General features: G+C 73.9%; 13 protein-coding genes. 7 read left to right on the top strand and 6 right to left on the bottom strand.

The genetic code is table 11. From position 1 onward, the window contains the following. Positions 1 to 47: 47 nt before the first annotated feature. The gene (locus AWQ70_RS14890; protein WP_067175878.1) at positions 48 to 1,415 is read right to left on the bottom strand and encodes a uracil-xanthine permease family protein; all 1,368 of its coding nucleotides are present in this window, start codon (positions 1,413 to 1,415) and stop codon (positions 48 to 50) included. Positions 1,416 to 1,725: 310 nt separating this feature from the next. Here AWQ70_RS14890 and AWQ70_RS14895 point away from each other — a divergent pair, with 310 nt between their 5' ends. Continuing rightward, the gene (locus AWQ70_RS14895; protein WP_067175966.1) at positions 1,726 to 2,349 is read left to right on the top strand and encodes a GyrI-like domain-containing protein; all 624 of its coding nucleotides are present in this window, start codon (positions 1,726 to 1,728) and stop codon (positions 2,347 to 2,349) included. Between the two features lie 44 nt (positions 2,350 to 2,393). On the opposite strand, the gene AWQ70_RS14900 is transcribed toward AWQ70_RS14895, so the two are convergent. Both AWQ70_RS14900 and AWQ70_RS14905 read right to left on the bottom strand, forming a co-directional pair. Further along, the gene (locus tag AWQ70_RS14900; protein ID WP_067175881.1) at positions 2,394 to 2,615 is read right to left on the bottom strand and encodes an RNA-binding S4 domain-containing protein; all 222 of its coding nucleotides are present in this window, start codon (positions 2,613 to 2,615) and stop codon (positions 2,394 to 2,396) included. A gap of 60 nt (positions 2,616 to 2,675) precedes the next feature. Continuing rightward, positions 2,676 to 4,241: a PucR family transcriptional regulator gene (locus AWQ70_RS14905; protein WP_067175884.1), complete on the bottom strand. Its 1,566-nt coding sequence runs from the start codon at positions 4,239 to 4,241 to the stop codon at positions 2,676 to 2,678. 280 nt (positions 4,242 to 4,521) lie between these two features. Here AWQ70_RS14905 and AWQ70_RS14910 point away from each other — a divergent pair, with 280 nt between their 5' ends. The 5 genes from AWQ70_RS14910 to AWQ70_RS14930 all read left to right on the top strand — a co-directional run bounded on the left by AWQ70_RS14910 (position 4,522) and on the right by AWQ70_RS14930 (position 12,343). Next, positions 4,522 to 5,379: an oxamate carbamoyltransferase subunit AllH family protein gene (locus AWQ70_RS14910; protein WP_067175887.1), complete on the top strand. Its 858-nt coding sequence runs from the start codon at positions 4,522 to 4,524 to the stop codon at positions 5,377 to 5,379. Positions 5,380 to 5,486: 107 nt separating this feature from the next. After that, complete coding sequence (locus AWQ70_RS14915; protein WP_067175890.1) at positions 5,487 to 6,923, top strand: AllF/FdrA family protein; 1,437 nt, start codon at positions 5,487 to 5,489, stop codon at positions 6,921 to 6,923. Continuing rightward, positions 6,920 to 8,314 (top strand): YlbE family protein, encoded by a 1,395-nt coding sequence (locus AWQ70_RS14920; protein ID WP_245646965.1) that lies wholly within the window; start codon positions 6,920 to 6,922, stop codon positions 8,312 to 8,314. The genes AWQ70_RS14915 and AWQ70_RS14920 overlap by 4 nt, the downstream gene beginning before the upstream one ends. Before the next feature lie 156 nt (positions 8,315 to 8,470). Continuing rightward, positions 8,471 to 10,891, top strand: coding sequence for a serine/threonine-protein kinase (locus AWQ70_RS40525; protein ID WP_218004529.1), 2,421 nt, complete (start codon positions 8,471 to 8,473; stop codon positions 10,889 to 10,891). 36 nt (positions 10,892 to 10,927) lie between these two features. Beyond that, complete coding sequence (locus AWQ70_RS14930; protein ID WP_067175896.1) at positions 10,928 to 12,343, top strand: MFS transporter; 1,416 nt, start codon at positions 10,928 to 10,930, stop codon at positions 12,341 to 12,343. Between the two features lie 45 nt (positions 12,344 to 12,388). Here AWQ70_RS14930 and AWQ70_RS14935 read toward each other — a convergent pair whose 3' ends face one another. From AWQ70_RS14935 to AWQ70_RS14945, 3 genes are read right to left on the bottom strand one after another with little or no spacing between them, the layout of a single operon-like run. Next, positions 12,389 to 14,017, bottom strand: coding sequence for a bifunctional 3'-5' exonuclease/DNA polymerase (locus AWQ70_RS14935; RefSeq protein WP_067175899.1), 1,629 nt, complete (start codon positions 14,015 to 14,017; stop codon positions 12,389 to 12,391). 51 nt (positions 14,018 to 14,068) lie between these two features. Further along, positions 14,069 to 15,703 (bottom strand): metallophosphoesterase family protein, encoded by a 1,635-nt coding sequence (locus AWQ70_RS14940; protein ID WP_067175902.1) that lies wholly within the window; start codon positions 15,701 to 15,703, stop codon positions 14,069 to 14,071. A 55-nt stretch (positions 15,704 to 15,758) separates the two neighbouring features. Further along, positions 15,759 to 17,333 (bottom strand): FAD-binding oxidoreductase, encoded by a 1,575-nt coding sequence (locus tag AWQ70_RS14945; RefSeq protein ID WP_067175905.1) that lies wholly within the window; start codon positions 17,331 to 17,333, stop codon positions 15,759 to 15,761. 87 nt (positions 17,334 to 17,420) lie between these two features. Here AWQ70_RS14945 and AWQ70_RS14950 point away from each other — a divergent pair. Next, the coding region (locus tag AWQ70_RS14950) for a glycerol-3-phosphate dehydrogenase/oxidase (RefSeq protein WP_067175908.1) at positions 17,421 to 18,719 on the top strand (1,299 nt) is incomplete at its 3' end.

The raw sequence follows: 18,719 nt of genomic DNA on the forward strand, positions 1-18,719 counted from the left end.
ACGCGGTCGCGCCCCCGTACGGCGTGGCCGGAAGGGCGGCCCGCCGGTCAGCCCGTGGCATCCCGCTCGAATCCGATCTCCCCACCGGAGACCTCCTTCCTCGGGCCGTGCGCGATCGCACGGAGCAGGTGGTAGCCGCCGAGCACCACGATGGTGCCCAGGGCGATGCCGGCCAGCGCGAAGTCGCCGGTGATCTGGTGGGTGACCGGGCCGATCGCGAGGATGATCCCGGCGCCGATCGGCACCATGTTGACCGGGTCGGAGAAGTCGACCCGGTTCTCGATCCAGATCTTGGCGCCCAGCAGGCCGATCATGCCGTACAGGATGACGGTGATGCCGCCGAGCACGCCGCCGGGCGTGGCGGCGATGAGCGCGCCGAACTTCGGGCACAGGCCGAACAGGATCGCGATGACGGCCGCGACGTAGTAGGCGGCGGTCGAGTAGACCCGGGTCGCCGCCATGACGCCGATGTTCTCCGCGTACGTGGTGGTGGGCGAGCCGCCGACGGCGCTGGCGATCACGGTGGCGGCGCCGTCCGCGGCCACCGCCCGGCCCATGTACGGGTCGACGTCGGCGCCGGTCATCTCGCCCACGGCCTTGACGTGGCCGACGTTCTCGGCGATGAGCGCGATGACGGCGGGCAGCACGAGGACGATGGCCGAGACCTTGAACTCGGGGCCGTGGAAGTTCGGCAGCCCGATCCAGTCGGCGTTCGCGACCGCGTCGAAGCTCACCCGGGGGTGCGTGTCGATCTGCCCGGTGCCCGCGTTGTACGCGGTGATGTTCCCGAAGACCTTGTCCGCGCCCCAGGAGAGGAGGAACCCGAAGACCAGGCCGAGCAGGATGCCGATCCGGCCGATGAACCCGCGGAACAGCACGATGATCAGGAAGGTCGCCACCATGGTGATCAGCGCGATCCAGTGGTCCTGCGGCCAGTAGACGTCGGCGACGACGTAGGCCAGCCCGAACCCGATCAACATGACGACCGCGCCGGTGACCACCGGCGGGAAGACCTTGTGGATGATCTGCACCCCGAGGAAATGGATCGCCACGCCGCACAGGGCGAGCACGATGCCCGCGATCAGGATGGCGCCGGTGACGGTGGCGCTGTCACCCTGCGCGGCCCGGATCGCGACCACGCCTCCGACGAACGACGCGCTCGTCCCGAGATAGCTTGGGATCTTCCCCTGCACGATGAGCAGGAAGAGGATCGTCGAGACGCCGGACATCATCACGGCGACGTTCGGGTCCAGCCCCATGACCAGGGGGAAGACGAACGTCGCGCCGAACATCGCGATCACGTGCTGGGCGCCGAAGCCGACCATGCGCGGCCAGCTCAGCCTTTCGTCGGGTTTTACGACCTCGCCCGGCGGCAGGGTCTTCCCGTCGCCGTGCAACTTCCAGCCGAAAGCCATGAAAGCCCCTCTAGTTACCTGGGCCGACGTCCGGTGGCCACCCCGCGGGTCCCAGCGCGGCACTGCTGTTGCGGGCACATTAGGCCCGTGATTCCCATTACACACGGGCATCTTGTGCCAAACCAGAGCCGATCGGCAGGAGTCGTGTTGCGCACCGGGCGTGCCCCGGGACGGTGAGCGTCAGACGGCCGGTGCGCATCCGCCGCCGCGGGTGCGCACCCGCGCGCTGGACCCTCCCCTCGGGGGAGAGTCCAGCATGGTGCGCCGCGGCCTCGCCCAGGACGCGGGCCCGGACGGAAGGGAAAGACGCGTGACCACGCCCAAGGCCGACTTCAAGAAGACGTACCGCGAGCTGTACTCGGCCGGCCCGGAGCCGGCCCTGGTGCGGGCCCCGGAGCTGCCCTATCTGATGATCGACGGCATGGGAGACCCCGACTCCGCGCCCGGCTACGCCTCGGCCGTCGAGGCGCTGTACGCCGTGGCGTACACGATCCGCTTCGCCCTGAAGGGCGCCGGCGTCGTGGAATATCCGGTGATGCCGTTGCAGGGCCAGTGGTGGACGGACGAGGACCACCGGTCCGACTACGCGGCACACCGGGACCAGTGGCGGTGGACGATGATGATCATGCAGCCGCCGCAGGCCGACGGGGCGATGTTCGACGCCGCGGTCGCGACCGCGCGCAAGAAGAAGCCGTCGGCGCCGATCGACCGGGTGCGGCTGGAGACGCTGCACGAGGGGTGGTGCGGCCAGATCCTGCACGTCGGGCCGTACAGCACCGAGGCCGCCACCGTCGGACGGCTGCACGCCTTCCTCGAGGAGGGCGGCCACGCGATCAACGGCCGCCACCACGAGATCTACCTGTCGATGCCGGGCCGCACCGCGCCGGAGAAGATGAAGACGATCATCCGTTACCCCGTCACGCCGGCCGGCTGAGCGGTCCCGCCGGACAGGCCGCGGGAGGGGTTCCCGCCGGACGCTCAGGCGCGGGGCGCGACGACGCGGATCTCGAAGCCCTCGCCGGTGACGACCTGCCCGGCCCGGATCTTGCACGCCTTGCGCAGCTCGACCGCGCCGTCCACCCGGACGTTCCCCTCGGCGATCAGGTGCTTGGCCGCGCCGCCCGTCTCGGTGACGAAGCAGTACTTCAGCAGGTCGCAGAGCGGGATGTAGTCGCCGCGCAGCTCGAATGTCTCTTTCACGGGCGCCAGCTTAGGGAGTGCCCGGCGCGGCGTGATCCGCGGGACACCGGCCGGGAGCGCTCAGATGCCGCGCATGCGCAGGACGTGCAGCGCCAGGGTCAGGTTGAGCCGCAGGTGCGCGTCCTCCGTGAAGTTGCCGAGCATCCGCTCCAGCTTGCCGATGCGGTAGCGCAGCGTGTTGTAGTGGAAGTGCAGCCGCCGGGCGGTCTCCGCGACGTTGAGGTTGGTCTCCAGCAGCACCTGGAGCGTCCGGCGCAGGTCCGCGTTCTCGACGTCGTCGTCCCCGGCGAGCGACCCGAGCGTCTCCCGGACGAAGGCGTGCAGTTCCTCGGTGTCGTTCACCAGCGACAGCAGGCGGTAGACGCCGAGCTCGTCGAAGTGGGCGACCGCTCCCGCCCCGTGCAACTGGCGGCCGACCCGCGCCGCCTTGAGCGCCTGGCCGTACGCGGCGGGGAGCAGGTCCGCTCCCCCGGCGACCCGGCTCATCCCGGTGGAGAACGTGCAGTCGGAGACGGAGGCGAGCGCGTCCCTGGCCAGGCGCACGGTGTCCACCCCCGCCCCCACGACGGCGACGACCTCGTGGGAGAACCCGGCCACCGCGCCGCGCGGGTCGTACCTGCGCACGGCGGACTGCCAGGCGGCGAGCATCCGGTCCTGGGCGGGGCGTTCGTCGGCGTCGGGGTCGATCTCGGCGACGAGCACGCTGACCTGGCGTTCCAGGTCCCAGCCGAAGGAGCGGGCGCGCTCGGCGACGCGGGTGCCGCCCCTGCCGGTGAGGACGTCGCGGAGGAAGTCGGCGCGGTACTTGCTCTCGACGGCGGTGACCGCCTCCTGCTTCGTCACGACGAGGGCGGCGACGGTCGCGGCGCGCTCCAGGATGCTCACGTCGCTGGAGGTCAGCGGCCCGGAGTCGCTGTACGCCACGATCCTGCCGTGGTGGTGGCCGCCCGCCACGACGGGCACCACGGCGTAGTGGCCGTCCGGGGAGTTCGCCCGCAGCGCCGCCACCCGCTCGGCGTCGCCCGCGGTCGCGAGGATCCCGTCCCCGGAGTCCAGCGCGGCCACGGCCACGTCGAGGAGCCCGGCCACCTCGGCCGTGACCTCGCGCATCCCGCCTCCGGCGAGCACGATCTGGACCAGCGCCCGGTGCGCCTCCTCCGCCCTGGCCAGCCGGCCGGCCTGGCGGTTGAGGATGTCGGTGAGCACCTGGTTGAGGATGTCGTCGAACCCCACGTCGTTGGGCAGCAGGATCAGGGGGAAGCCCAGCCTGTCGGCCTGCTCGACCATCTCCTCCGGCAGTTCGTCGAGGTAGCGGCCCAGCTTGATCGCCAGCGCGGCCAGCCCGCGTTCGTCGAGGTCGGCCACCAGCCGGTCGAGCGACTGCGGGGTGTTGCGCAGCGGATAGCCCGTGGTGAGCAGCAGCTCGTGCGGCTTCACCCAGGCGAGGATGTCGGGCACCTCCATGACGTTGAGGCGCTGCACGATGCGGTCGAGGCCGGACCTGCCGGCGATGAGGCGGGCGTCGGCCAGGGTCGACACACCGAGCACCTCCCCGACGGAGACGCCGTGGAGGATGGTTCCTGTGCTGGCCAGCCTCATCGCCGGCGCGGCGGGATCGCTCGTCATCGTGCGCTCCGAGGTAGAGCTTCGGGGGGTGGGGTTTTCCGGGGCCCGGGGCTTCCGAGCGGGGAGGGAGTTCCGGGAGATCTGTACGACTCACGCCGATTGTGCCGAACAATCCCACTGTCAGGAAGAGCCAAGCATTTGGCCCACTGTTGGCAGCTTTCTCCGTACGGCCCCCGGGGGCCGCGTTCTAGCGTCGGCTCTGACGCGCTATCGGGGAGGTTCGTTGACCGTCGACACACGTCCGAGAGCGCGGCGCTCCCCCGCACGTCCTCCGGGAGGCGTGGGAGGCCGCACCCAGATCGGCGGGGCCGCCAGCGTGGCACTGCGCCGGACGCTGGAATCGCCCCGCCGCCCCGCCCGTGTGCTGGCGGCGTTCCCGCTCGCGGTCTATCTGGAGGTCAGGAGCGAGTGCGAGCCGCACGTCATCGCCCTCGTCAGCAGTGAGGCGGCGCGCCTGCCGAACGCGGTGGTGCTCGCCGGGCCGCTCGACCGGCTTCCGCTGGGAGACGAGTGCTGGGTCGGCGAGGGCTCGATCGGCCTGGGCCGCGTCGGCGTGCGGGTGCACCGCTGGTGGGACCCGGCGCCACCGCTCGGGGCCGTGGAGCCGTCCCGGCTGGCCCGCGCGCTGCCGCTGTTCGGCGACATCTGCGACCGGTCCCGGCGCCGGCCCGGCCTGGACGTGACGGGCGCGCCCGGCCTGCTGGCCTCCGGCTGCCTGGCGGGCTCCCTGGTGGACGGCGTCGTCGCGGCCGAGCGGCTGCTGGGGCTCGGGCCGGGGCTGACGCCGAGCGGCGACGACATGCTGTGCGGTCTGCTGGTCGCGCTGCGCCAGCTCGGCCTGGCGGCGGGAGCCCCGCGCGCGGTGTGGCTGGCCGACTGGCTGGCCGCCGCGGTGACCTACGACGCCCGGGCGCGGACGACCCCGATCTCGGCCACGCTGCTGCACTGTGCGGCACGTGGCGAGGCCGGTTCCGAGGTGCTCGGCGTGCTGCGCGGCCTCGCCGGGCAGCAGCAGCTCGAGGCGGCGGCCCACCGCCTGCTCGGTCTCGGCCACACGTCCGGCGCCGACCTCGCCTGGGGCGTACGGGCCGGCCTGGCGGCGGTCCTCGCGCTGCGCTCGTGGCCCGCGATCCCATGACCCGGCGCCATCGATCAATGCAGCGGCCGGCCTGCAGGCGCCCCGAGCCCGCCGAGCGAAGCGAGGCAATCAAGCAGAGCGAGGCCAATAAGCAGGAGGAAGCGTCCTTGAACGATCTGGTCGAAGTGCGCGCGGGGATCTACCACGACTCGGTGAGCCTGATGCGGGTCAGCCAGGCGCTCGCCGCGCTGCCCGGGGTCGCCGTCGCGATCGTCGCGATGGCGACGGAGCTCAACGTGGGCCTGGCCCGGGACGCGGGGTTCGCCGTCCCCCCGGCCACGCCGGGGGATCTGCTCGTGGCGATCAGGGCTGCGTCGGACGAGGCCGTACGGGAGGCCGCGGCCGAGCTGGAGCGGCGGCTCGCGGCCAGGGAGGCGGCCGGGACGGGGCCGCGTGAGGACCGGCCGCCGCGCACCACCCGGTCGGCCGTGCGGGCCGCGGCCCGGAGCGCGGCCGGCGAGGCGACGGTCGCCCTGGTCAGCGTTCCCGGGGAGTACGCCTTCCTGGAGGCGGCCGACGCCGTCGAGGCGGGCGTCTCCGTCATGATCTTCAGCGACAACGTCCCCGTCGAGCAGGAGATCCTGCTCAAGGACCGCGCGCGGGAGAAGGGCGTGCTGGTGATGGGGCCCGACTGCGGCACCGCAGTGATCGGCGGCGCGGGTCTGGGCTTCGCCAACGTCCTGCGGCCCGGCCCGGTGGGCGTCGTGGCGGCGAGCGGCACGGGGGCGCAGCAGGTGACGAGCCTGCTCGATCTGGCCGGCGTGGGAGTGAGCCACCTGCTCGGCGTGGGCGGGCGCGACCTGTCCGCCGAGGTGGGCGGACGCTCGGCGATCCAGGCGCTGCGGGCGCTCGACGCCGATCCGGCCACCGAGTTGATCGTCCTCGTCTCCAAGCCGCCCGCGCCGGAGGTGGCGCGGGCCGTACGGGATCTGGGGCTCGGCACGAAGGTGGTCACCGCGCTGCTCGGGCCGGGGCAGGACGATCTCACCGCGGCCGTGGAGAAGGTCCTCGGCGCGCTCGGGCGCGAGGCGCCCGAGTGGCCCTCCTGGCCCGCCCCCGCGGGGGCGGCGGGCGAGGAAGCACGAGGCGGGGAAGGCGGGCCGCTGCGCGGGCTCTACTCGGGCGGCACGCTGTGCGCCGAGGCCGCCATCATCGCGGGGACCGGCGAGTTCACCGACTTCGGCGACGACGCGTACACGCGGGGCCGGGCCCACCCCATGATCGACCCGGCGCTCCGCCTGGAGGCGCTGGACGCGGCCGAGTCCGGTGTGGTCCTCCTCGACGTGGTGCTGGGCCACGGAGCCGATCCCGACCCGTCCGCACGGCTCGCGCCCGCCGTGGCGCGGGCGTGCGGGCGCGGCGTCGCCGTGGTGGTCGCACTCATCGGCACGGACGGCGACCCGCAGGGGCTGGGCGGCCAGGCGGCCCGGCTGAACGAGGCGGGCGCCGCCGTCTTCACGTCCAACGCGGCGGCGGCGCGCCACGCCCGCGACCTCGCCACGGCCACCCGGCCTTCACCCGGACCACAGATGGGAGCCCTGTGAACTCGTTGACGCTGTCCATGCTGGGTCGCGAGCCTCATGTGATCACGACCGGGACCGCGCTGCTCGGCGAGGCGCTGGACCAGCAGGCCGTGCCCAGGACCGGCGTTGACTGGCGCCCGCCCGTCCCCGGCACCGCCGCCGCGCTGGCCGCGGCGCTCGCCGATCCGCGCAGGGAACGGGCGAACGCGACCGCCGTCGGCCGGATGGTGTCCGCCCGGCCCCGGTTGGTCGGCGTACGGCCGGCCCGTGACGTGCTGGGCCTGGAGCCGGGCACGTTCCTGCACGCCGGGCCGCCGATCACCTGGGAGCGCGCCTCCGGGCCGATGCGCGGGGCGCTGATCGGCGCGATGCTCTTCGAGGGGCTCGCCTCCACTCCCGAGGACGCGGAGGAACGGCTCGCCGCCGGATCCGGCGTCACGCTGGACTCCTGCCACCACCACCGCACGGTCGGCCCGATGGCGGGTGTGGTGAGCCCGTCCATGTGGATGCTGGAGGTCGCCGACGCCGAGCACGGCGGCACTGCCTACTGCTCGCTCAACGAGGGCCTGGGCAAGGTCCTGCGGTACGGCGCGTACGGCCCGGAGGTGATCGACCGCCTGCGCTGGATGGGCGGCGTGCTGGGACCGGCGCTCCAGGCGGCACTGGACCGGAGCGGGCCGCTCGACCTGCGCACTCTCGTCGCGCAGGCCCTGCAGATGGGCGACGAGCTGCACAACCGCAACCGCGCGGCGACGTCGCTGATGGTGCGGGAGCTCGCGCCCGCCGTCGTCGAGGCCGCCCCCGAGCACGCCGCCGAGGTGTTGCGTTTTATCAATGGGAACGATCATTTCTTCCTGAACGCGGGAATGGCCGCGGCGAAAGTCAGCGCCGACGCCGCCAGAGATGTGCCCGGCTCCAGCCTCGTCGTGGCGATGGCGCGCAATGGGACCGATTTCGGAATCCAGGTTTCGGGGCTCGGTGACCGCTGGTTCACCGGTCCCGCGGGGGTTCCCGACGGCCTCTACCTCGGCGCGTACGGCCCGGGGGACGCCAATCCGGACATCGGCGACTCCACGATCACGGAGACGACGGGGCTGGGCGGCTTCGCCATGGCCGCCGCGCCGGCGATCGTGCGGTTCGTCGGCGGGGACGTGGCGGACGCGGTGGCGGCGACGACCTCGATGTACGAGATCACCTTGGCGGAGCATCCGGCGTACCAGATCCCGGGGCTCGGGTTCCGGGGCACGCCGGTGGGCGTCGACGTCACCCTCGTGGCCCGCACCGGCACGCTCCCGGTCGTGAACACGGGGATCGCGGGCCGCGTGGCGGGAACAGGCCAGGTCGGAGCGGGTCTGGTCAGCCCTCCCATGGAGGCGTTCACGGCGGCGCTGGCGGCCCTGACGGAAGCGTGAATTCCCCTTGACCCAACTTTGACCCTAATATCGGTTGCCAGCCTCACATATCTTGTGAATTCGCGCGGATCGGGTCTTGGGGGGATTTGTGCGGACTGAGCCGGAATTGGGGACCGGAGCATGACAACCGATCATCTGCTCGGTATGGTCCCCTCCATGCCGGAGGGTCAGGGTCGCATCGGAGGGGGGACGGCCGGGCCGGTGCCGGAAGGGCAGGGGCGGCTCGTCGGCAGGCGTTACCGCCTCCTCTCGCCGGTCGGCCGCGGCGGCATGGGCATGGTCTGGCATGCCCACGACGTGCTGCTCGACCGCGACGTCGCGGTCAAGGAGCTCATCCTGCCGTTCGGCCTCGACCAGGCGGGCCTGCACGGCGCGCACCAGCGGATGCTGCGCGAGGCGCGCTCCGCAGCGAGACTCAGCCACCCGGGCATCGTCACCGTCCACGACGTGGTCGAGGAGGACGGACGGCCCTGGATCGTCATGGAGCTGGTCCGCGCCTGGTCGTTGGAGCAGGCCGTACGGCAGAGCGGGCCGCTTCCCGTCGTGCAGGCCGCCGAGATCGGCGTGCGCGTGCTGGACGCGCTGCGCCACGCGCACGCGGCCGGGATCCTGCACCGCGACGTCAAGCCGGGGAACGTGCTGCTCACCGCCGACCGGGTGGTGCTGACCGACTTCGGCATCGCCGCCGTCGAGGGCGACGTCACGATCACCCAGACCGGCCTGCTGATGGGCTCGCCCGCGTACATCCCGCCGGAGCGGCTGCAGGGCCGCCCGATCACGCACGCGGCGGATCTGTGGTCGTTCGGCGCGACGCTCTACGCGGCCGTCGAGGGGCACCCGCCGTACGAGGGGGCGGACGCGGTCGCCGTGCTCGGCGCGGTGCTGACGAGGGAGCCCGCCCGGCCGCAGCGGGCCGGCGCCCTGCTGCCCGTCATCCAGGGCCTGCTGCGCAAGAACCCCGCCGACCGCATCGGGGCCGCGCAGGTGGCCGACATGCTCGAACGGGTGCTGCGGGTCCACGGCGCCGGCGCGACCGCGCCGGGCCGGCCGAGCACCGCGATGCCGACTCCGCAGGACTCCACGCCCGCGCAGCTCCTGCCGCCGCTCGACATGCCCTCGGGGCCGCTGCCGTCACGCATCATCGAGACCCCGTCCGGCCCGATCCGGGTGCCCTTCGACCCGATGGCGAGCCCGTCCGGCGGCCACACAGCCGGGCACACGTCCGGCGCGCACCGCCTGGACGGCACGGGGTACGACGAGGGCGGCACGACCGGGCCGCACGCGCCGCTTTCCGCGCCCGTCACCCCCCTTCCCGTACGGCACGGCATGGACGGCGCCTCCGTCCCGTTCGGCTCCGCGCCGCCCTTCGGGTCCGCGCCGCCGTTCGACCCGTCGGCGATGCCCCCGGGATCGACGCACGCCCCGGAACGCCGGGCCGAGGGGATGTGGCCGACTCCCACGCCCTCCGACCTGCCCGGCCAGTTGGGCGTGGGAGATTTCGGAACGGGCGGTTTCGGGACGGGCGGCCTAGGTGTCGGCGGCCAGGGTGCGGGCGGCTCGGGCACGGACACGCCGGGTGATCCGGACGACCCCTTCGCGTCCGCGCCGGGCCGGGTCAGGAGACGCACCGAGGGGGCGCACAGCAAACCCGAACCGGATCCCGGGTCCGGCACCCGAGGCTCCCGGCTCTCCAGGAGCACACGGGGGTCCAGGCGCTCGCGCGGCTCGGACGCGGGTTCCTCACCCGCCACGGAGACATCCGCCGCGCCCGCGACGTTCGCCGGGGCGACGGCGTCCGGTGGGCCGGAGGCGACAGCCGGATCGGCGGCGTCCGCCGCGACCGGTGGCGGCGAGACCACCGGGGCCGGTGGGCGGCCCGCGGGCGGCCGCCGCCGCGCGGAGGGCCGGCGGCGGGGGGCCGAACGGAGCAGGTCCACGCTTCTGATCGCCGTGGCGGTGCTCGCGGTCGTCGGCGTGATCGTCGCCGTGGTCCTCCTGATCCTCCCCGGAGGGTCGGCCGACAAGAGCGTCAGGTCCGCCGGGCAGCCGACCGCCGCGCCGTCCTCGGCCGCGTCAGGCGGCGCGACCGGCGGCGACGCGAAGGGGACGGACGGCGGCACGGGGGGCACAAGCGCCGGGAAGCCGGCCGGGTTCGAGGTCCCCAAGGGCTACACCACCCTGTCCGGCGGCGGCGTGTCCGTCGCCGCACCCAAGGGCTGGACGGTGTCGGCCGGCTCGGACGCCACCACGTTCTCCGGCCCGAAGGACAGCGCGCAGAGCGTCGTCGTACGGAAGATCCCCGATGGGAGCCTCGGCGCGCTCAAGGCCGCCGAGCAGCGGGCGAAGTACGACGACTACACGCAGGTGCGCCTCGGCGAGGCCGAGTACCGCTGGCCGGCGGCGGAGTGGGAGTACACCTACACCAACGCCGGCCGGGTGACGATGCACCGGCTGATCCGCTACGTCCGGGCCGGGAGCCAGGCGTACTCGATCACCGTCACGTCCCCCGACTACGACTGGAACGATTCCGCCGTCGGCGTACGGCAGGCGCTTTGGGGCAGTTTCGCACTTGCGTGATGAAGCGTCCGTCATGAGTCATGACAAACTTCACGCATGACGACGACCCCCACCAAGATCCCCCTCGATGTGTCCCGTGTACAACGCCGGGTGCTCGGCGTGTTGTCCGCGGCGCAGATCGTCAGCGGAGTGGGGATCGCCGTCGGACTCGCCCTCAGCTCCCTGGTCGTGAGCCGGCTGTCCGGTTCCACCGTCGTCGCCGGGTTCGCCGGCACCGCGACCGTGCTCGGCGCGGCGCTGCTCGCGCTGCCCACCGCCCGGGCGTCCGGGCGAGGCGGGCGGCGGGCCGGGCTGACCCTCGCCTACGTCAGCGCCCTGATCGGATCGGTCATCGCGGTCGCGGCGATCCTGCTCGGGTCGTGGCAGCTTCTGCTCGTGGGCCTCGTCCTGGTGGGCGGCGGCAGCGCGGGCAACCTGGCCGCGCGCTACTCGGCGACCGACCTGGCCCCTCCCGGGCACGCCGCCCGGCACCTCTCCTGGGTGGTCTGGGCCTCCACCGTGGGCACCGTCGCCGGCCCCAACCTGGTCGAGCCCGCCGAGGCGCTGACCGAGCCCCTGGGGCTGAGCGGAGCCGCCGGGCCGTTCGCCCTCTCCGCGCTCACGTTCGCGGTGACCGCGCTGATCGTCAACATCGGCCTGCGGCCCGACCCGTTCATCCTCGCCCGGCGGATCGCCGAACCCGACGCCGGCCTTTCCGGTGAACCCCACGCGGGCCCGCACGCCGTGCCGCTGCCAGGACCGCGTTCCGACCGGGACGGCGACTCTCCCACCGGCCCGGAGGCCGGTCCGGATGCCGGCCCCCGCGCCGGGACCGGTCCCGCCCGATCTCACGGCGCCGCCCGCGACACCGGCGGCCGGATGCTCCGCACCGCCTGGGACGCGCTCCGCCGGTCCCCCAGCGCCCGGCGCGCGCTCGCCGGCATCGCGATCAGCCACACCGCGATGGTGTCGGTCATGTCCATGACGCCGGTCCACCTCGACCACCAGGGGACCTCCATCTCGGTCATCGGCATCGTGATCAGCGTCCACATCGCCGGGATGTACGTGCTCTCACCGGTGGTCGGCTGGCTCGCGGACCGGATCGGCAGGCGGAACGTCATGCTCATCGGCATGGGCGTGCTGATCTGCGCCGCCGTGCTCGCCGGAACCGCCGGCCACCACAACGTCACCCAGGTCGGCGCGGGGCTCCTCCTGCTCGGCGTCGGCTGGTCGTGCGGGCTCGTCTCCGGCTCGGCGATGCTGACCGACGCCGTGCCGATCGAGCGCCGCCCGGCCGTCCAGGGCCTGTCCGACCTGCTGATGAACGTCTGCGGCGCCACCGGCACGATCCTCGCCGGCGCGATCGTCGGCTTCGCCGGGTACGGCCTCCTGGGCGGGGCCGTCGCCGTGCTCGTCGGCCTGTTCGCCGTGTGGGTCGCCGTCGCCTCCCGACGCCCCGCCCCCGCCCTCTGACCGTCCCCCAGGAAAGCCACGCCGTGGGCCCGGCGGCGCGACGGGCTACTTGGCGTCGGCGTAACGGGTGACGGCGACGGCCTCCATCGGGAAGCGGACCGGCGTCGCGCCGAACAGCAGGCGTGTCGCCTCCTCGGCCGCCGCCGTCACCGCCGCCCGGACCTCGCCCGCCAGGTCCAGCGGGCAGTGCACCATGACCTCGTCGTGCTGGAAGAACACCAGCCGGGCCGGGTCGGGCAGCCGCCCGCGCAGCACGGCCATGAGCGTCGCCGCCCATTCGGCGGCGGTGGCCTGGACGACAAAGTTGCGGGTGAACCGGCCGCGGTCGCGGGCCGCCCGCGCGCCGTCCGGCCCGGACACCAGATCCCGCCACCGGGCGGACGGCTGCGGGCAGGTCCGGCCGAGCCACGACCTGACCAGCCGCCCCTCCTCGCCCGCGCGGGCGGCCTCCTCCACGAACGCGTACGCCCGCGGGAAACGCTGCCGCATCACGGCGAGCAGCTTCGGCGCGTCGCCGCTGGTGCCGCCGTACATCGCGGACAGCATGGCGATCTTGGCGGAGTCGCGCTCGCCGCCGAACGCCTGGGCGAGCGCGGCGTACAGGTCGATCTCCCCGGCCGCGCGGGCCAACCCGCCGTCACCGGCCATGGCCGCGAGCACCCGCGGTTCGAGCTGGGCGGCGTCGGCGACCACGAGGGTCCACCCGTCGTCGGCGACCACGACGCGGCGCATCACCTTGGGGATCTGCAGCGCGCCGCCGCCGCTCGTCGCCCACCGGCCCGAAACGACACCGGCCACCACATACTCCGCGCGGAAGCGGTTCCCGCGCACCCACTGGTCGGCCCAGGCCCAGCCGTGGAAGCTGTACAGCCGGGCCAGCTCCTTGTACGCCAGCAGCGGGGCCACTCCGGGGTGGTCGACGGCCGCGAGCACGCGCGACCTGGTCGAGAGGATCTGGATGCCCGCGCCCTTGAACGCCTTGACGATCTGCTGCGGGGAGTCGGGGTTGACGGGATGCCCGAAGGCCGCGGAGACCTCGTCGGCGAGCGCCTGGAGCCTGGACGGGCGCATCCCGTGGACCGGACGCGGGCCGAGCAGCTCGGTGAGCAGCTCGTCGTGCACGTCCTCGCGCCAGGGCATGCCGTCGTGGCCCATCTCGGCCGCGATCAGCGCACCGGCCGACTCCGCCGCCACCAGCAGCCGGAACCGCCCCGGATGGCCGGTGCGCCCGATCCGCGCGAGCTGGTCCTCGTACACCTCGGAGAGCAGGTCGATCTCGGCGACGTCCGGCACGGCCCGCCCGGGGACCTCCGGCTCGAACAGGCTCGCCTGCGCCCCCTCCGCCCCTTCACCCGTCTCGGCCCGGTCCTCCGGCACCGGGAGGCCGCGCAGCCGCGCGTACGCCGCCTCGGCCGATCTGGGCTCGCCGTACCGCCCGTCCGCGCCGAGCAGGAGCGCCTCGGTGAGCGTGACGTCGTGGCAGCGTGAGAGCCGCAGGCCCCGGGCGAGCAGGCCGGGGTAGATCCGCCGGGCGTCCGCCCAGACCCATCGGGGGCGCGCGGCGGCCTCCAGCTCGCGCATCGCCTCCACCAGGTCGCCGACCCGCGACGGGGAACCGCCGAGCGGCCGGATCGTCCCCCCGCCGTCCGGATCCGCCGCGACCACCACCTGCACCCGCCCAGCCTGCCAGGCGCCACCGACATTTCCGCCGCAACCCCCCGCCCGCTACCGGGGAACCGGGGCGAGGGGGATCTCGACCTCGTCCTCCAGCGGGGGCTCGAGCTCCTGGGCGAGGCAGCCGGTCGCCGCGAGGCAGCGGATCCGCAGGACGTCCCCGGTGACCGAGACGTGCAGGAAGCTCTTGAAGAACGGCGGCGTGTCCCAGTCGGACAGCTCGGAGATCCACCGGTGGAAGAACCGGCCCACCGGCAGGTGGAAGGGCATCGGCCAGCCGCCGAGGAGCCGCGCCGCCCACTTCATCCGCGTCGTGATCCGCACCGGCGCCGCCGTGCTGCCGGAACCGCTGACCGAGCCGCTGTCCGAAGCGCTGTCCGAAGCGCCACCGGACACGGCGGGAGCGGGCGGCGTGCCGTCGGGACCGGCGGCGATCGAGCGCGGCGGCACGTTGCCGACCTGCCGCGACATGAGGGCGAGCCCCTCGTCCGGGGTGAGGTACAACCAGCGCATGCGCAGCCGCCTGCTGTACAGCAGGCTGTAGAACGACAACGAGTCGCCGCGCAGCGGATAGCACCTGAAGTCGTCCTCGTGGACGCCGCCCACGTCCACGCGGGGGATGGTGTGGGTGTCGTGCATGAACGCGCCCCCGCCGCCCGAGACGATGTACTGGATCACGCGGTCGCCGACCCGCACCGGGAAGCGCTGGTAGTTGTGGACGTCGCCGCCGATCGCCGCCACGTAGTTGTGCGCCGGGTCGCGGACGATCTCGTCCACGGTCCCCCCGCCCTCGATCCGGCAGGGGTGGTAGTCGTTGCGGACGTAGATCGGCTTGCCGGTGATCAGGATCTTCGGCCGGGGGTCGGCGGAGACGCGGCGCAGCCACTCCCCCTGCTCGCGGTCGATGTCGCCGCGGATCCCGGTGTCGATGCCGACGAGGAGGAGCCGCCCGAGGTCCAGCACCCAGTACGGCGCGGGCATGGTGGCCCGCTGCTCCGGCGCGGAGCGCATCTCGCGGGCGGCGGCCAGCCCGGCCTCGTCGATCTTCGCGGGCTTCTTCCACAGCAGCCCGCGCAGCCCGGACGGGGAGAGCCGGAACCCCTCGCCGCGAGCCGCGAGCGGTGGGGCGTCGCAGAAGACGCGCATGAAGCCGCCGAGCCCGTCGTACCAGTCGTGGTTCCCGGGCACGGCGTAGATCGGCGCCCGATAGTCCTTGTACGGCCGGAAGAACTTGTCGCCGTACTCGTTGCCGGAGCCGGTCGGGTAGATGACGTCGCTGGCGATGACCGCGAACGAGGTGCCCGCGCCGGCCTTCAGCAGGCCGGGTACGACGGCGTACTGAGAGGCGTCGCCCTCCCCCGTGTCGCCGAGCACCAGGAACGCGAAGTCCTCCCCCACATCCTGAAATATCCGGAAATCGGGGGCTGCGCCGCGCTCCCGCTGGGTCTCCACCCAACGGCGGCGCACCTCATTGGAAGGGTCGCCGAACAGCTGGGCGAGGATCTCGTTGCGCGAGCGCCACAGCGTCCCCGGGCGCAGCCAGGTGAAGGTCGCCCGGTTCGGCCTCAGGCTCTGGAAGGCGCCGATCTCCTGGCAGTTCCAGCCGGCCCCCGCCTCCGAGACGCGTGACGACTGCCGTCCGCTCCGGGACGTGCGCGACTCCAGCTCGACATCCGCATCGGCCATGACCCAATCTTTGCCTGATCATGGCCGCCGCCGCCATGAGATCACGATTCCGAGATCAAGATTCCGGGATGAGGACTCCCGGGTTGAGGATCCCGTCCGGGTCGAGCCGCTCCTTGACCCCGCGCAGGACGGCGACGCCCAGCTCCCCGATCTCCGGCGCGTACGCCCCGAGGTGGTCCCGGCCCACGCCGTGGTGGTGCGAGATGGTCCCTCCGGCCGAGCCGATCGCGTCGTTGGCCGCCCGCTTGGCCGCCTCCCACTGGCCGACCGGGTCGTCCGACTGCGCCGTCACCACGGTGAAGTACAGCGAGGCCCCTGTGGCGTACACGTGCGAGACGTGGCACATGACGAGCGGCGAGCCCAGGGAGGCCGTCAGCGCCCGCCGTACGGCCTCGTAGAGGCGCGGGAGGCCGGACCAGAAGCAGGCGGTCTCCAGCGTCTCGACGGTGGCTCCTGCGGCGAGCAGCGAGTCGCGCAGGTAGGGCGCGGAGTACCGGCCGTGCGCCCACTTCTCCCCCGGCTCCGGGCCGAGGGGAACGCCGCCCATCTCCGACAGCGTCGCCCCGGTGCACTCCCGCCGGTACGCCACGTCGCCCGCCGTGCCCTCGTATCCGGCGATCACCAGGCAGCCGGGCTCGGAGGCGAGCGTGCCGAGCTCCTCCGGGCGGGCGAGGCCCACCATGGTCTCGGTCTCGTCGGACAGCCGCAGCACGGTCGGCGCGGGCCCCTCCTGCGCCACCCGGCGCAGCGTGGCCACCCCCGCCGGGAACGTCGCGAACCGCCACCCCTCGTACACCCGCACCTCGGGCAGGGGCCGTACGCGGAGGCGGAGCGAGGTGATCACGCCGAACGCCCCCTCGGAGCCGAGGATCACCTGGCGCAGGTCGGGGCCGGCGGCGGACTTGGGCGCGCGGCCGAGGTCGAGCGTGCCGCGCGGCGTCGCGACCGTGAGGCCGACCACCATGTCGTCGAAGCGGCCGTACCCGGCCGACGCCTGGCCGCTGGAGCGGGCCGCCGCGAAGCCGCCCAGCGTCGCGTACTCGAAGGACTGCGGGAAGTGGCCGAGGGTGAAGCCGTGCTCGGCGAGGAGCCGCTCGGCCCGCGGGGCGCGCAGCCCGGGCTCCAGCTCCGCGACCATGGACTCGGCGTCGAGGGAGACGAGGCGGTCCAGCCGCGCCAGGTCGAGCGCGACGACCCCGGCGAAACCCTCCCGCGCGGCGGCGAGGCCGCCCACGACGGAGGTGCCGCCGCCGAACGGCACCACGGCCACGCGGTGCTCCGCGCACACCCGCAGCACCTCGGCGACCTCGGCGTGCGAGCCGGGCAGCACGACCGCGTCCGGCGCGTCCGAAACATCGCCCGCGCGCATCCGCAGCAGGTCGGGCGTCGACTTGCCGCGCGTGTGCCGGATCCGCGCCTCGTCGTCGAGGCGCACGTGCCCACCGCCGACCGCCGAGGACAACGCGTCCAGCACGGACGCGGGCAGCGCGGGGGCGGGCGGCCGCACCTCGTCGAGCGTCACCGCGGGCGACTCCGGCGCACGGACGCCCAGCAGGTCGGCGAGCAGCCGGCGCACGGGCGCGGGCAGTTCGGAGGCCCTGACGGGGTCTCCCCATCCGGACCAGAGCATGGGCTGCGCGGGGGGCTGCGGTGCTTCCACGACGTCACCTCTGAGGCTAGGTTACTAAAGCGTAATAGATGGGGATTTAGGGGCTGCATGGACTCCTCACTGAACGCCGCACGCCGTGCTCGGGAACTCGCGGAGATCCGCGACGAGGTGGTGGACGTGCTCGTCGTGGGCCTCGGGGCGACGGGCGCGGGAGCTGCCCTCGACGCGGCCTCACGAGGGCTGTCGGTCGCGGCGATCGACGCCCACGACCTGGCCTTCGGCACCTCGCGCTGGAGCTCCAAACTGATCCACGGCGGGCTGCGCTACCTGGCCAAGGGGCAGGTCGGGGTGGCCAGGGAGAGCGCCGTCGAACGCGACGTCCTGCTCCGGCGCACCGCGCCCCACCTGGTGCGCGCCCACCCGTACCTGCTGCCGCTCACCCCGTCGGTCCGGCCGTCGCGGGCCCGCCTCATGATGACCGGGTACCGCCTCGGCGACGGGCTCCGGGCCGCGGCCGGGACCCCGCGCGACCTGCTTCCGGGGCCGTCACGGCTCCCCGCCGACCGGGCGCTCACGCTGGCCCCCGCCCTCAGCCCCGACGGCCTGCGCGGCGCCCTGCTGTCGTGGGACGGCCGGGTGGTGGACGACGCCCGGCTGGTCGTCGCGATCGCCCGCACCGCCGCCGCCCACGGTGCCCGCGTCCTCACCCGGTGCCGCGCGCTGTCGTTGTCCGGCGACGGCGCCCAGGTGCGGGACGAGCTGACCGGCGCCGAGTTCGGCGTCAGGGCCAGGGCGGTGATCAACGCGACCGGGGTGTGGGCCGGCGGCCTGTCCCCCTCGGTACGGCTCCGCCCGTCGCGCGGGACCCATCTCGTGCTGCGCCCCGGCGCCCTCGGCGGTTTCCGGACCGGTCTGCACGTGCCGATCCCGGGCGAGGGCAACCGGTTCGCGCTCGTCCTCCCCCAGACCGACGGACGGATCTACGTGGGCCTCACGGACGAACCGGTGGACGGACCCCTGCCCGACGTCCCGGAGGCGCCGGAGAGCGACGTGGCGTTCCTCCTGGACGTCCTGGGCTCCGCCCTGCGCGAGCCGGTGCGGCGGGAGGAGGTCGCCGGAGCCTTCGCCGGGCTGCGCCCCCTCATCGACGCCGCGCCGGAGGGCCGGGACGGCGCGGGCACGGCCGACCTGTCCCGGCGGCACTCGGTGATCACCTCACGCGACGGGGTCGTGACCGTGGTCGGCGGCAAGCTCACCACGTACCGGCGGATGGCCGAGGACGCGGTGGACGCGGCCTGCCCCACCGCGCCGCGCAGCCGCACCGCCCGGCTGCCGCTCGTCGGGGCGGCGCCGGCACCCGCGGACGGCGCCGGCGCCTCCCCGAACCGCCGGAGCCCGTCCCTCCCC

It is taken from the genome of Microtetraspora niveoalba, from assembly GCF_001570405.1.
GTDB lineage: Bacteria > Actinomycetota > Actinomycetes > Streptosporangiales > Streptosporangiaceae > Microtetraspora > Microtetraspora niveoalba.